Below are 14,687 nucleotides of genomic sequence, written 5' to 3'. Positions count from 1 at the left end.
CATCAAGATAGACGCGTGATTCGTCTATCTTGATGAGGGGTTAATTTTTATTCTTCGCCAAGATATTTAGCAAGAATTTCATCGTACTTACCGCTGTCTCTTAAGTTTTTCAAACCAGCATTAAACATTTCCACTAATTCGGGTTGTTTGTCTTTCAATGTAGCAAAGCCGTATTCTGAAGAACCTTCAGACTCGTGGATAACTTCCAGTCCCATACCACGTGTGATTTCATATTGGATTACAGCGTAATCTTCAAAAGCGGCAGCAGAGTTACCGGTTAATACGTCTTGGTACATTGTAGCAGAATCTTCAACGTATTTTACAGTGAAACCATATTCGTCCTTGATGCTTTCGGCATAGGCTGCACCTTCTGTACCTGTTTTGGCAACAACTTGTTGGCCTTCCAAGTCAGCTAATTCTGTGTATCCTTTAGTAGGATCCACTCCTACCCCTGTTGCAGATTGATAATAAGCATCTGAGAAGTCATACTTCAATTCGCGCTCATCGGTAATCGACATACCTGCGATAACGCCATCCACTTGGCCAGCTTCCAAAGCAGTCACAGAAGCGTTAAAGCCTAGTGTCCGTAATTCGTAATCAAAACCTTGATCTTCAGCAATAGCTGCCAAAAGATCGATATCGATCCCTACGAAATCACCATTGTCGTCCTCAAACTCAAATGGCGCAAAAGTTGTGTCTGTTCCAATAACGTATGTTTGGGAATCAGCATTCGATCCAGATTCATCAGTGGCAGTATCGTCAGAACCACATGCGACTAAAAACGAAGTTGTTAGTGCAAAGGCAGCAAGTCCAAATATTTTTTTATGTTTCATAAAATCCCTCCTGAAGGTAAGGTGTGTCACCTATTGTTACACGTTCAAGACGCTCGAAATAGGTGTTTTCTTGTTTCTAAAGAATACCACCGCATTTTCACCGTGTCAATGTAATGAGAGGCTGGAACGAAAATTATTTTAATGTAATTCTAACATACAATGTAACAAAATGTAACATATGCGATTTTGGAACTGCCTATCGAAGAATATAAAAAGAATGATATAATATAAGAAAAGTGAATTGATGGGGGTATTGAAATGAGTTACATGCAAACTTATGAAGTATGGAAATCACATAAAGATTTGGATTCACAATTACGAATAGACTTAACCCGACTTGATGGCAATGATGACGAAATAAAGGATGCTTTTTATTCGCCGCTGGAATTTGGCACAGCAGGGATGCGTGGCGTTCTCGGTGCTGGAATCAATCGCATGAATATTTACACAGTGCGCCAAGCAACTGAAGGGTTAGCACGCTTGATGGAATCAAAGGGTGAAGAAGAAAAAAAACGTGGGGTAGCAATTGCCTATGATTCAAGACGGATGTCCCCTGAGTTCGCTATGGAATCTGCAAAAACATTGGCAGCCCATGGTATTCCAGCTTATGTTTTCGAATCATTACGTCCCACTCCTGAATTATCTTTCGCAGTACGTCATCTTAACACCTTAACAGGAATTATGATTACTGCTAGTCACAACCCAGCGGAATATAATGGTTATAAAGTTTACGGTGAAGACGGTGGGCAAATGCCACCGGATGATGCAGCAGCATTGACAGACTACATCCGCGCTATTGAATCACCATTGGATGTTGCGGTTATGAGTGATGAAGAATTAGAAGCGTCTGGTTTATTGCATATGATTGGCGAAGAAGTCGATCACGTTTATTTGGAAGAAGTTAAAGCTGTTACGGTGAACCCTGAACTTATCGCTGAGATGAGTAAAGAGATGTCATTGGTGTTTACACCTCTACATGGTACAGGAAAAATGTTGGGCGAACGTGCCTTGAAAAACGCTGGTTTTGAAAACTTTACTTTAGTCCCTGAACAAGCGGATCCAGATTCAGATTTCCCAACTGTAAAATCACCTAACCCTGAAGATGCGGGAGCGTTTGAATATGCAGAAAAATTAGGAAAAGAAATCGGTGCTGATATTTTGGTAGCGACGGATCCGGATGCAGACCGTCTAGGAGCAGCTGTCCGCAAGAGCGATGGAACGTATGAAGTGCTTACAGGAAATCAAATCGCTTCCTTAATGGTCAACTACCTATTATTGGCTAAAAAAGAAGCAAACCAATTACCGGAAAATTCAGTTGTGTTGAAATCCATCGTATCCAGTGAATTCCCAACGGTTATTGCTGAATCATATGGCGTAAAGATGATTGATGTCCTGACTGGATTCAAATTTATTGCTGAGAAGATTAAACAGTATGAAGAAGATGGAAGCCAAACCTTCCAATTTGGTTTTGAAGAAAGCTATGGCTATTTGGTAAAACCATTTGTACGTGATAAAGACGCGATTCAAGCATTGGTACTGTTGGCTGAAGTAGCAGCCTATTATAAGAAAAAAGGCCAAACACTTTATGATGGCCTTGTGGAATTATTTGAACAGCATGGTTTCTACAAAGAAAATACTATTTCTGTCACAATGAGTGGTATAACAGGTGCTGAAAAAATTAAAGCATTGATGGCAAAATTCCGCGAAAATCCACCAACGGAATTCGCTGGTTTCCACGTGACGCAAACAGAAGACTTCCAAATGCGTACAACAACATTCCAGGATGGCTCTACTGAAGCAATTGAGATGCCAAGTTCAAACGTATTGAAATATACCTTGGAGGACGGCAGTTGGATAGCAATACGTCCAAGTGGAACAGAACCGAAAATCAAGTTCTACATCGGAGCGAAGGCAACGGACCAAGGAGCGGTTGACACGAAGGTAGGTCAATTCGAAGCAACGATTAAGGAACTTACACAAGTATAAAAAAGAAAAATCCATTACGGCCGATTGAGGTCGTAATGGATTTTTTTATCTATTCGATAGACGTCTGGAAGGATCTAAACGTTTTTCTAAATATTCTAAAACCAAGTCCGTAATAATTGCCATTAAAGCTGTTGGAATGGCGCCGGCTAATATAATCGCACCACCATCAGTTGCATTGACACCACGCGTAATGATGTCACCAAGTCCACCGGCACCGATAAAAGTTCCGATTGAGGTGACTCCGATACCAACGACCAGGGCATTCCGAATGCCAGCCATGATGACTGAAAGAGAAAGTGGTAATTCAACCATCGTGGTCAGTTGCATACGTGTCATGCCCATCCCTTTACCTGTATCAAGTAAGGATGCATCCACACTACGAACCCCGGTATATGTGTTTTTGATGATAGGTAAAAGAGAATATAAAAATACCGTGGCTATGACTGTATCGGCACCTAAACCCAAACCCAACATTAAAATTGAGAGTAAAGCCAAAGATGGAATCGTTTGGATAACATTGGCAATTCCAACAACCCATTCAGCCAGCTTACCTCGCTTCGATATAACAAATCCAAGCGGGATACCGATCAACGCAGCAAAAAGTACCCCATAAATGGAGATTAAGAAGTGGCGCCAAAATTGACTAAGCACATACATCCCATTTTCGGAAAAATAAAAAATGAGTTGCTCTAAAGTATTCATTTCATTCATTGCCATAATTCTCGCTCCTTCAGGGGTGTGATGTCTTTTTCTTCGAAGTAATTATTTTCTTCCAAGAATTGATAGGCCGCTCTTTGGGGCTCGATTAAGTTATTATCCACTTCGTAATTCAGTTGTTGCATTGTTTCGTCCGTCAGGATATCTTGCATGCGTAATAGAACAGTTTCAAGTTCTGGATACTGCTCCAGAATATCTTGGGATGCAACGGGGCTAGCGTCGTATGGTGGAAACAAATGCAAGTCGTCCTCCAGTACAACGAGGTCATAACTCGCAATCCGGCCGTCAGTGGAGTAACCAAGAACCACATCCATCGAGCCTGCCTCTAATGCGTCGTACACCAACCCAATTTGCATGGGGTAAACCGTACCGAAATCGAAACCGTACAAATCCCGGAAGGCATCGTACCCGTCGCCTTCACGTTCCATCCATGAGTTATCAACTCCAGCGGTTAAACTTTCTGCATGTTGTGCTAAATCACTTACTTTCGTTACGTTATATTCTTTTGAAAAATCCTTTGTTACCAAAAATGCGTAAGTATTCGCAAAGCCAAAACTTGGGAACCATACTTGATTAAATTTTTCATCAAAGCCTTTTACAACTGTTTCGAAAGCAAGGTCAGGGTCTGTAATGGGGTCCATTCCAAGTTCGCCAGTTAAAGACGTGCCCGTGTATCTTACAGCCGAAACATTAGCATCACCGCCCATGAGAGCTTGATGATTCAGGGTTGATGAACCTAGATTGTTAACAAGGCCAATGGAGGCATCAGGGATATAATGTGTGACCATTCCTTCAACTAAATAAGCCAATAGTTGCATTTCTGTCGTGGACCCACCTGTTATGATAATTCCTTCATCGGAGTAGGTTGCACCAAGACCGGGCAAAGTACATGCCGATAGAAAAAGGACCAACAAAGGCACTAAAAAATATTTTTTTATTTTATTCATGCTGCCGCTCCTTTCGTTGATGTTGTCTTAGGAGAGACGACTGTTTCAAGTTTTCCAAGAATAAAATCAGTAAGAAGAGCAAGAAGAGTAACGGGAATCGTTCCCCAAATAATCATTTCTTGATCATATACATTAAGTCCGTTAAAAATAAAATCTCCCAGTCCTCCCGCACCAATATATGAAGCAAGTGTAGCCCATGCTACAACATACACACCCGACAAACGAATACCGGACATAATAACTGGAGCCGAGAGAGGTAACTTCACATTGAAAGTTTGCTGTCTTTGTGTCATCCCCATACCTTTTGCGGCATCCACAATATTCGCATTGACATTGTTTATACCAATAAAGGTATTACGTAAAATCGGAAGCAGAGAATAAATAAATAAAGCCACGATAGCCGGTAACTTCCCAACGCCAAAAATTGGAATCATTAGCGCAAGTAGTGCTAGAGAAGGAACCGTTTGAAGAATTGATACAAAACCTATGACATAACGCGAGGCTTTCTCAAACCGTGTCAGCAAAATTCCTAAAGGAACTGCTACGATAGTCCCTAAAATCAAAGCAACAAACGAAATGAGAAAATGTTCGCCAATTTTAAAAAGTAGTTCAGAGCCATTACTTTGTAAAAATGCCATTACCTGTTCAACTCCTTCGTATCAGTTTCTGTAGTAGCGCTGATAGAAGTTGTTTCCATTACTTCTTCGATTTCTTCGAGATTGGCATCACGCCAAATGGAATCGTAAACCATATCTACAGTTGATGCCCGGGTAATTAAACCAAGTAGATGATCGTCTTCATCCACAACGGGAATGTTTTTGTAACCAAGAATCAAAATTCTTTGCAAGGCATCACGTACGAGCGTACCCGCGCGCACGAACATGACTTCTTCCATAACCTCACCAATTGTTACATCACGACGACGGTTACTTTCAATATTTTCAACGGTCAGCATACCTAAGAGACGATTATCTTCGTCAACGATGAATAGGGTGTCCACGCGGGCTGTCCGCATCACTCTTATCGCCTGTCCTAATGATTCTTCCGGTGTTATCGTGATGACACGCGGGTTCATAATTTGTTCGACCGTACGTAAATTTGTTTGTGCTTGTGTGAGTCGTGTTTCACCAATGAAGTCTTCGACAAATTCATTTGCTGGATGTGCCAAAATATTATCCGGCGTATCAAACTGAACGACCTTGCCATCTTGCATAACAACGATACGATCGGCTAATTTCAATGCCTCATCCATGTCGTGTGTTACGAAAACAACGGTTTTACCCATTTCTTGTTGGAGATGTTTGACTAATTCTTGTAAGGCATCACGTGTAATAGGGTCTAATGCGCCAAATGGTTCGTCCATCAGAATAATATCTTGATTAGCAGCTAAAGCCCGAATAACGCCAATCCGTTGTTGTTGACCGCCCGAAAGTTCAGAGGGATAACGATTCAGGAAATCACGCGGTAAGTCTACCTTGTCGATCAAGTTTTCCGCTGTTTCGCGCTGCTTCTCTACTGGCCATTCTAGCAATTTGGGAACCAAAACAATATTCTCGTAAATGGTCATGTGTGGCATCAAACCGATTTGTTGGATGACATACCCAATTTTCCGGCGCAATTCTACAGCGTTCATTTTTTGTATGTTTTCCCCGTTAATAAGAATTTCTCCCGAGGTAGGGTTGATCATTCGGTTAATCATCCGCATAGAGGTTGTCTTCCCACTACCGCTTGTACCGATAAAGACAATAAATTCACCTTTTTTAAAAGACAGAGAAATATCATCAACGGCTTTCTTCCCGTTCGGGTATAGTTTAGTTACATTTCTAAATTCAATCATATGTATCCCCCTGTAATTTTATTTTGAACAATTCGCTTTTATTAGTATTGCAATTATAATGTGAGATTGCAAAATAACAGGTTGGAAATAGAGTAGAGATAGGCGCTTCCAATCTTGTTACAGTTAGGTTCTCGCAAAATTATAAAAAACATTCCTCTGCTATAACATAATTTTAAAACGGTTATCAATATAGTTACTCGGTTTACATATTTGGACAAAGAACTCTATGCGTGTGCGCTTTCTTTAGTAGCTTGTATTCGATACGCCCGGCATGTTATAATAAGTCGAATATATAAAAGGGGGGGCGCATATATGGCTGATACATTAGAACTTGTAATTATTACAGGCATGAGTGGTGCTGGGAAAACTGTTGTTTTACAAACGTTTGAGGATTTGGGGTATTTCTGTGTTGATAATATGCCACCGAGTTTGCTGCCAAAATTTTGGGAGCTGGTAAAAGAGTCTGGCAAAATTACAAAAGTCTGTTTAGTCATTGATTTGCGGTCCAGGGCATTCTTTGATGAGATTTTATCGGGAATAGGCAATCTGGATAATACCTCGTTTGTGACAACGAAGACGATTTACCTGGATGCTTCCGACGATGCACTTGTTTCACGTTACAAAGAAACGCGCCGGAATCATCCACTATCCCAAGAATCCGGAACGGTCATGGAAGGGATCCAGAAAGAACGGGAATTATTGGCGAATATACGCAGTCGTGCCCAATGGGTTGTGGACACCAGTCGAACAACACCGCGCCAACTTCGCGAATTAATCCTGGAACGATTCCAAAACGAGGAGCAACAACTCTTCCATATTGAAGTGGTATCTTTCGGATTTAAATATAGTGCACCTATTGATGCGGATATTATCATGGATGTGCGGTTCTTGCCGAACCCACACTATATTGATGAATTACGACCTTTGACGGGATTGGATAAACCCGTTTATGATTACGTGATGCAACAACCTGAAACTGAAGCTTTTTATCGCAAGTTTATTGATTTACTGGATACTATTACGCCGGGATATAAGCGTGAAGGGAAATCCAGCTTGACAATCGCAATCGGATGTACCGGTGGACAACACCGTTCAGTCGCATTGTCTGAACGTGTCGCTGCTCATTTGAAAAATGATGGTTATCCAGTGAATATCTCCCATCGAGATAAGGATAAACGGAAAGAGACGGTCAATCGCTCATGAGTACAAACACAAAAACAAAAAAACGGCAAAAGAAAATCGTTGTTATCGGTGGTGGGACCGGTTTGCCGGTTATTTTGAAAAACCTTAAACAATATAATGTTGATTTGACTGCTATTGTAACAGTGGCGGATGATGGCGGAAGTAGTGGGGTGATTCGAGATTACGTCAACATTATCCCGCCTGGTGATATTCGTAACTGTATGATTGCTTTATCAGATGCACCGGATATTTACAAAGACATCTTCCAGTATCGTTTTGACTCAAATGATGACTTCTTCTCAGGGCATGCGATTGGAAACTTGATCATCGCTGCTTTGGCTGAAATGAAGGGCAATGTTTTTGATGCAGTTCGCTTATTGTCGGTGATGATGCATGTAAAAGGCAGAATTTATGCAGCGGCAGAAGAGCCACTGACACTATACGCACAGTATGAAGATGGCACTTCCGCCAAAGGTGAATCCGTAATTGGCAGAAATCGAAAACCAATCGATTATGTCTATGTGAAACCTTTAGATGAGACCCAGGAAGCACACGCTGCAAGAGATGTTATTAAAAGTATTGAAGAAGCAGATATAATCTTGATTGGTCCTGGTAGCCTCTATACCAGTATTTTACCTAACTTAATGATTAAAGATTTGGGACAGGCTGTCTTGAATTCAACGGCTGAAATTGTATATATTTGTAACATTATGACCCAGCTCGGAGAGACAGAAAACTTTTCTGATGCTGATCACGTTAAAGTACTCCATAAACATCTTGGGAAATCTTTCATCAATACTGTTTTGGTGAATACAGAACGCGTTCCCGACGCTGTATTAAATCAGCAAGCAGATGAGGAATACTTACTGCAGGTTACCCACGACTTTAAAGCATTGCGAGAGGAAAGTTGCCGGGTTATTTCTGCCGATTTTCTTAACTTAAAAGAAGGCGGCGTGTACCATGATGGTGATAAAGTGGCCCGCGAAATCATGAATTTAAGTTCTAGTATGCCCTCACAAAATTAAAAAATACGCTCATCAGAAGAAAGGAGGATGTTTCATGTCATATGCTTCTGATGTCAAAAAAGAATTGACCCAGTTAGAAGTCCACCGTGAACATGCCAAGGCAGAATTAACAGCCTTAATTCGGATGAGTGGTTCAGTAAGTATCTATAATCAGAAAATGATTTTGAATATTCAGTCTGAGAATGCGGCAATAGCCAGACGAATGTACTCTTTACTAAAAGACCACTATCGTGTGGAAGGGGAACTATTGGTTCGCCGGAAGATGAAACTAAAGAAAAATAATATTTACATCGTTCGCTTAAAACAAAATGTCCAGGAACTGCTAAAGGATTTAGATATTTTTGACGGTCTATCCTTTACCACAAAGGTTTCTGAAGAAATCATAAATAATGAGCAAAAAGAACGCTCTTATTTGCGTGGTGCTTTTCTGGCAGGTGGTTCTGTGAATAGTCCGGAAACAAGCCGCTATCATTTAGAGATTTATTCTAACTATGAGGATCACAATAAAGACATATGCGAAATGATGAACCATTTCGATTTAAATGCACGAACCATTGATCGTCGAAATGGATTTATCACGTATTTGAAGGAAGCCGAAAAGATAGCAGATTTCTTGGCGATGGTCGGGGCGCATAACGCCATGATGAAATTCGAGGATGTCCGGATAATTCGTGATATGCGGAATTCAGTTAACCGTTTGGTGAATTGTGAAAATGCAAATATGAATAAAACCATCGATGCGGCATCTAAACAAATTCAAAACATCGAATTTATCGAACAAACGGTAGGTCTTGATAAATTGCCTGGAAAGCTGCAAGAAATTGCGCTCTTAAGACTGGAAAATCCTGATGTGAGCTTGAAGGAACTTGGCGAAATGGTTCCGAGTGGAGTAATATCCAAATCAGGAATCAACCATCGTATCCGTAAAATTAATGAATACGCGGATAAACTCAGAAATAAAGAAGTCATGATTTAATACATAATAAAACGAGTCGGTGAGGTAACCGACTCGTTTTTGTATGCCCTGTTGTATTGAAAGGAGGTTTGGACACACAGATTGAATATATTTGGTTCACTTGCTAGGAGGATGATAAAGAAACGGAATAGTACTGGAAAGCTAAAAGGGCATGTCGGCGGGTTCGGCAGAGTTTGTGACAAGGGGCGAGTTTGTCACGTTTTCGACCGTTTTTTTGGCTTCCATGAAATATAAATCTTCGACCAACATTTCGACTACGTAAACAGTTTGGTCTTGTTTGTTTACGTATGAACGGGAAACCATTCGACCGGTGACGCCGAGTTGATTTCCTTTGGCACAATAATCGCGCAGTAACAGTGCTGTTTTGTCCCAGAATACAACAGGGATGAAGTCGGCAATCACTTGGCCATTTTCACTTTTACGTGGATTTTTGACGGCAAGGGTATTGTTACACACAATGCTGCCGTGACCAATTTCCTGTAGCTCAACATTCCGGACAAGACGTCCTATCAAAGATACTTGATTCATGCTATCTCTCCTTTCTATATATATATAAGCAAAAAAAGTGAAAAAGCTTTTTTTTCATTAATAAAATTCATAATAAATTCAAAATAATTTGCTATTATGACATAAAATGGTCACAATTAAATAAAAATACCCATGGAAGTGAAGAAGGAAGGTGCCACCATGAAGATACTGATGATTGAAGATAATGAATCAGTCTGCGAAATGATGAGTATGTTTTTTGAAAAAGAGAATTGGAAACCTGCATTCAGTGGGGATGGAAAAGAAGGGTTGGATCTTTTTCTGGCCTCTAAAGATTATTGGGATATGATTATTCTCGATTTGAATCTACCAAGTATGGATGGTATGCAAGTTTGTCGTGAAATTCGAAAAATTTCTATGCATGTGCCTATTATTATGCTAACGGCTCGTGATTCTGAAAGTGACCAAGTAATCGGTCTGGAAATTGGAGCGGATGAATATGTGACAAAGCCATTCAGTCCCTTGACCCTGATGGCACGAATCAAAGCCCTTTATCGTCGTTCGCGATTGGGTAGTTCTTTGGATTCTCAAGGAGACGAGCGTTTTGATATTCATACGGGTCATATCAAAATCAGCACGCGTACACGCGAGGCTTTTTACAATGGAAATGAAATAGAAAGTTTGACTCCTAAAGAGTTTGAAATATTTGCTTTATTGGCCGGCCATCCACGTCAAGTATTTTCCAGAGACCACTTGTTGACCAGTATCTGGGAAGATCCGTTTTTTGGCGATGAGCGCACCATCGATGCGCACATAAAAAAACTACGGCAAAAAATAGAAGCCGTCGGACCACAAGTTATTCATACTGTTTGGGGCGTAGGTTATAAATTTGACGATAACCTCTCCAGCCAAGAGGAGAAAAAACAGTGAAATATCTATATAAACAGATGCTGGCTTTTTTTCTGGTTATACTGGTTACCATTCTGACCGCTGGTATGATATTTGTGCGTTTTTTAGTAACGAACATTTACGAAGAAAAAGAAGAACAACTTTTTGGTTATGCTGAAGCGGTTATTGATGAAAATATGACACTAAGGGAAGTCGAAAATGGCATTGATATGATTTCGAATCAAGATGTTATTCTGGCAATGTACAATAGTAAAGATGAATTAATTTATCCAGTGGGAGAAAGAAACTATTCCAGTGGATTAGGCGAAGAGGAATTGCTGAGGCTACAAAAAGGCGAACGTATTTCTCTGTCAGAACGGGATCGGGGTTTCATGAATGAAGACATGTCAATTGTGACAGTATATTTGCCTTTATTTAAATCAATCACGGGTGAGTTTTCTGGATTTGTCGCCGTGGCTTCTCCAATCAGCGGTATTCAAAAGGATATTACAAATGTCCGTCAAGGAATCCAATGGGCCATTCTTTTATCGGGAGCAATTGCAATCTTGTTCAGTATCGGGTTTGCTAATTATTTATCCAGACGTATTATCCGGATGCGAAGAGCAACCAAGGAAATCACGCAAGGTAATTTCGAGATTCATCTGGATGATTTTGGCCGTGATGAATTCGATTCTTTATCAGGTGACTTTAACACCATGGTTGATTCCTTGAAAGCTTCACAAATCGAAATAGAGCGACAGGAAAATCTACGCCGCCAATTTATGATGGATGTCGCGCATGAGATGCGGACGCCCCTGACAACGATAAACGGCATTCTTGAAGGCTGGGAGCATGATATGATTCCGGAGCATAGCCGCAAACGCAGTATCGAAATTATGCACAATGAGAGCCGTCGAATGATTCGAATGGTAAACGAGAATTTGGATTATGAAAAAATACGTTCTGAACAAGTGATGTTGGTGAAGCAACAGATTCCATGTCTGGAAACACTAAAAGCCATCAAGGACCAACTCTCAGCTAAAGCAGCTACCAAAGGGAACACAATCCATGTTTCAGTCTCCTCTGCGACCTTAACCGTCTATGCAGATTACGATCGTTTTATTCAAATTGTTGTGAATTTAACGAACAATGCCATTCAATTTACCGAAAATGGTGAGATTAGCCTGACAGCCAACGCTGGATATGACTGCACAATCATCAAAGTGAGCGATACTGGAATGGGTATGGCAAAAGAAGAAATTCCCGCTATCTGGGAAAGGTTTTATAAAGCTGATCAATCCCGTAAAAATAATAAATATGGTGAATCGGGGATAGGTTTGGCAATTGTGAAATCTTTGGTTGATAATCATGAGGGAGAAATTACGGTTGAGAGTGAACTGGGGATTGGCACAGTTTTCACCATCAAATTGCCGAATAAAAATGACTAAACTAAAAAAGTGACTTGCGGCGGAAAAATCCTAAGCAAGTCACTTTTTTTAGTTTTGTTGTTTTGTATCTTCAGCTGCTGCTTCATTTTCACGGGACTCCGCCAGAGGCTCATCAACGAGTTGGTTGCCCGGTAACTCCGGTGCATCCGTTTGATAAAGCGGCACGGTCGAAACATTATCCTTTTCAGAAATCAAAGAAGTACTTTTAATGCCCATTTCAGCTAAATCTGCTTGTAGTTGAGCTGGTGAATTGAGATAACTAATCTGACTCTTATCCACGCGTTCAAAGTTAGCGGGGGTGTAAAAACGTAATAAATCGCCATTTAAAATTTGATCGGAAATATAAAGTTGCTGTTGACCGGCTTCCCGGATTGCTGCAATTTCGTTATACAGTTCTGGTGTTAATTCTTCATCAACAAAAATATTTCTACCTGTAACAGTTTCATATACATTTGTACCGAGGCTAACATACTCAGGTGTAATAACATTGCCATTTCTGAACACAACTACGTCGTCGCGTTCTTTTGACAATAAATCTTGACCGACCTGGATATGAGATTTTGTATCGATGCCCAACAAATGCAAGACTGTTGGCAAGACATCCACTTGACCGCCATAAGTATCATTGATGCCGCCAGTTCCAATTCCTGGAACATGGACAATGAATGGCACGCGTTGAACCATGGCATTATGATAATCACCCCACAGATTTGGATTTCTGCCAATAAGGGGTGCTAGGGTCCGATTACGCGAATTTGAAATTCCGAAATGATCGCCGTAAAGCACGAAAACTGTATTGTCATAGAGGCCGCTGTCCTTCATGTACTGGAAGAATTCAGCCAGTGCCTCATCGGCATAATGAACAGTATTGAAATAACCGTTGATGGTGTCGTCACTTGTATCCGGAATGTCGAATACGGTATTCATCTCGTCTGCCGGGAACGGGAAGTGATTAGAAACAGTAATGAATTTTGAGTAAAAAGGTTGTTCCATTTGTTCCAAGTATTGAACGGATTCCTGGAAGAATAATTTATCCTTCAAGCCATATTCAAGCGAATTTTCCGGAGTCAGTGTATAACTTGTTTCAGAACTGAAGAAATAATCATAACCCATTGATTTATAAACATTATCACGGTCCCAGAATGAACCAACGTTACCGTGGAAAACGGCACTCGAATAGCCTAAACTTTTAAGGATTTGTGGACCGGCCTGGAAGGTATTATCAGATCCAAGCTGTGTAAATGCAGAACCTTGTGGTAACCCAAATAGGGAGTTATCCAGTAAAAGTTCGGCATCGCTCGTTTTACCTTGAGCGGTTTGGTGGAAAAAGTTAGAGAAACTATATGAATCAGCGCTATGATAGAGTTCATTCAAGAAAGGCGTTACCGCACTCACTTCGCCACTTTCTTCGCGCATTTCCAAATCAATCAAAAACTGTTGCATACTTTCAAGATGAATGTAAACAACATTACGTCCCTCAGCTTGACCGAAAGTATCAGGATTGGGACTGGCAAAATGTGAATCCACATAATCCAGTACCGGTGCCATATCAGAACTATCAGCGCTGGCGCGAACAGAGTTCGCTTTAGCTGTTTGTACACCATCATAGAGGGTATACACATTAACACCCAAATACTTTACAATGTAATTACGGTCAAAAGTCCGTGTCAAGAGTTGTGGTCGGTCAATCTCCGCTAGGCTAAGATTGGCAAAAAATATTAACAGGGCAGTAACCAAGGTACCAACAGCCAGCCGTTTCTTGATTTGCGGTTCCTGGGTCAGTATGGAACGTTTTTTACGGTAGAGATAAGTAACAGCAAAGAAATCTACCCAATAAAAAATATCATGCCATGAAAACATTTCGAAAACACCAGGTCCTAAACCATTCATCATGGCGGAAGAACCCATAATCGTCTTCACGGTGATGAAATCAGAAAACTCACGGTAATACAAGATATTGGAAAAAAGTAAGAGTGAGTTTAGGAAGTATAGTACCAATAAAGCCCTATAACGGCTTTTAGAATTTGAGAAAAAGAGCGATAAACCAAAAATAAATAGGGTACTGGCAATAGGATTTATTAATAGTAGGAAGTGTTGATAGACGCCTTCCACACCTAATGAAAATTCAATATTGTATGCGAGATATGTTTTTAGCCAAAATAGAACGACGGCAATTGATAAGAAACCAAAATTTTCTCGTATGGTCTCTTTTATTTTTTGAAACAAAGAGATCCCTCCTTAAGGGGTTTTCGTGGTAAGATATCCTTTTCATTTGGATATGTAAATTTGTAGGTTTAATTGTAAAATATATGTAAATTCGTATACGTATTATACGCATACCGTTTTTTATAGTCAAATGAAT

13 protein-coding genes are annotated in these 14,687 nt (G+C 40.5%); 6 read left to right on the top strand and 7 right to left on the bottom strand.

The features are described from left to right. Nucleotides 1-47: 47 nt before the first annotated feature. Nucleotides 48-833 carry a transporter substrate-binding domain-containing protein gene (locus ACTU7M_RS05820; RefSeq protein WP_443473445.1) on the bottom strand — a complete coding sequence of 262 codons (786 nt, stop codon included), beginning with the start codon at nucleotides 831-833 and terminating at the stop codon, nucleotides 48-50. Between the two features lie 258 nt (nucleotides 834-1,091). On the opposite strand from ACTU7M_RS05820, the gene ACTU7M_RS05815 reads away from it, so the two are divergent. Then, nucleotides 1,092-2,819, top strand: coding sequence for a phospho-sugar mutase (locus tag ACTU7M_RS05815; protein ID WP_443473444.1), 1,728 nt, complete (start codon nucleotides 1,092-1,094; stop codon nucleotides 2,817-2,819). Between the two features lie 45 nt (nucleotides 2,820-2,864). Here ACTU7M_RS05815 and ACTU7M_RS05810 read toward each other — a convergent pair whose 3' ends face one another. Genes ACTU7M_RS05810 through ACTU7M_RS05795 form a run of 4 tightly spaced genes read right to left on the bottom strand, consistent with a single transcriptional unit; the run spans nucleotide 2,865 to nucleotide 6,320 of the window. Continuing rightward, nucleotides 2,865-3,530 carry an ABC transporter permease gene (locus ACTU7M_RS05810; RefSeq protein WP_443473592.1) on the bottom strand — a complete coding sequence of 222 codons (666 nt, stop codon included), beginning with the start codon at nucleotides 3,528-3,530 and terminating at the stop codon, nucleotides 2,865-2,867. After that, nucleotides 3,527-4,483 carry an osmoprotectant ABC transporter substrate-binding protein gene (locus ACTU7M_RS05805; protein WP_443473443.1) on the bottom strand — a complete coding sequence of 319 codons (957 nt, stop codon included), beginning with the start codon at nucleotides 4,481-4,483 and terminating at the stop codon, nucleotides 3,527-3,529. Before ACTU7M_RS05805 ends, ACTU7M_RS05810 begins: the two co-directional genes overlap by 4 nt. Continuing rightward, the gene (locus ACTU7M_RS05800) at nucleotides 4,480-5,121 is read right to left on the bottom strand and encodes an ABC transporter permease (protein ID WP_443473442.1); all 642 of its coding nucleotides are present in this window, start codon (nucleotides 5,119-5,121) and stop codon (nucleotides 4,480-4,482) included. Before ACTU7M_RS05800 ends, ACTU7M_RS05805 begins: the two co-directional genes overlap by 4 nt. Next, nucleotides 5,121-6,320 (bottom strand): betaine/proline/choline family ABC transporter ATP-binding protein, encoded by a 1,200-nt coding sequence (locus tag ACTU7M_RS05795; RefSeq protein WP_443473441.1) that lies wholly within the window; start codon nucleotides 6,318-6,320, stop codon nucleotides 5,121-5,123. Before ACTU7M_RS05795 ends, ACTU7M_RS05800 begins: the two co-directional genes overlap by 1 nt. 312 nt (nucleotides 6,321-6,632) lie before the next feature. On the opposite strand from ACTU7M_RS05795, the gene rapZ reads away from it, so the two are divergent. From rapZ to whiA, 3 genes are read left to right on the top strand one after another with little or no spacing between them, the layout of a single operon-like run. After that, nucleotides 6,633-7,523 carry an RNase adapter RapZ gene (rapZ, locus tag ACTU7M_RS05790; RefSeq protein WP_443473440.1) on the top strand — a complete coding sequence of 297 codons (891 nt, stop codon included), beginning with the start codon at nucleotides 6,633-6,635 and terminating at the stop codon, nucleotides 7,521-7,523. Continuing rightward, a complete protein-coding gene (locus tag ACTU7M_RS05785) occupies nucleotides 7,520-8,527 on the top strand; it encodes a gluconeogenesis factor YvcK family protein (RefSeq protein WP_443473439.1) in 1,008 nt (335 codons plus the stop codon). The genes rapZ and ACTU7M_RS05785 overlap by 4 nt, the downstream gene beginning before the upstream one ends. Before the next feature lie 34 nt (nucleotides 8,528-8,561). Next, nucleotides 8,562-9,503, top strand: a complete 942-nt coding sequence (whiA, locus tag ACTU7M_RS05780; protein WP_443473438.1) for a DNA-binding protein WhiA — start codon at nucleotides 8,562-8,564, stop codon at nucleotides 9,501-9,503. A 141-nt stretch (nucleotides 9,504-9,644) separates the two neighbouring features. On the opposite strand, the gene ACTU7M_RS05775 is transcribed toward whiA, so the two are convergent. Further along, a complete protein-coding gene (locus ACTU7M_RS05775) occupies nucleotides 9,645-10,031 on the bottom strand; it encodes a single-stranded DNA-binding protein (RefSeq protein WP_443473437.1) in 387 nt (128 codons plus the stop codon). Between the two features lie 159 nt (nucleotides 10,032-10,190). Between ACTU7M_RS05775 and ACTU7M_RS05770 the strand changes: the two genes are divergently transcribed. Together ACTU7M_RS05770 and ACTU7M_RS05765 are read left to right on the top strand one after the other, a co-directional pair. After that, a complete protein-coding gene (locus tag ACTU7M_RS05770) occupies nucleotides 10,191-10,919 on the top strand; it encodes a response regulator transcription factor (RefSeq protein ID WP_443473436.1) in 729 nt (242 codons plus the stop codon). After that, nucleotides 10,916-12,325, top strand: a complete 1,410-nt coding sequence (locus tag ACTU7M_RS05765; RefSeq protein WP_443473435.1) for an ATP-binding protein — start codon at nucleotides 10,916-10,918, stop codon at nucleotides 12,323-12,325. Before ACTU7M_RS05770 ends, ACTU7M_RS05765 begins: the two co-directional genes overlap by 4 nt. A 48-nt stretch (nucleotides 12,326-12,373) precedes the next feature. Here ACTU7M_RS05765 and ACTU7M_RS05760 read toward each other — a convergent pair whose 3' ends face one another. Beyond that, nucleotides 12,374-14,557, bottom strand: a complete 2,184-nt coding sequence (locus ACTU7M_RS05760) for an LTA synthase family protein (RefSeq protein ID WP_443473591.1) — start codon at nucleotides 14,555-14,557, stop codon at nucleotides 12,374-12,376. Nucleotides 14,558-14,687: the final 130 nt, after the last annotated feature.

It is taken from the genome of Jeotgalibaca sp. A122, from assembly GCF_052266715.1.
GTDB lineage: Bacteria > Bacillota > Bacilli > Lactobacillales > Aerococcaceae > Jeotgalibaca.
Note: the sequence above shows the minus strand (reverse complement) of the source record. Positions and strands in the feature narration are given on the sequence as shown.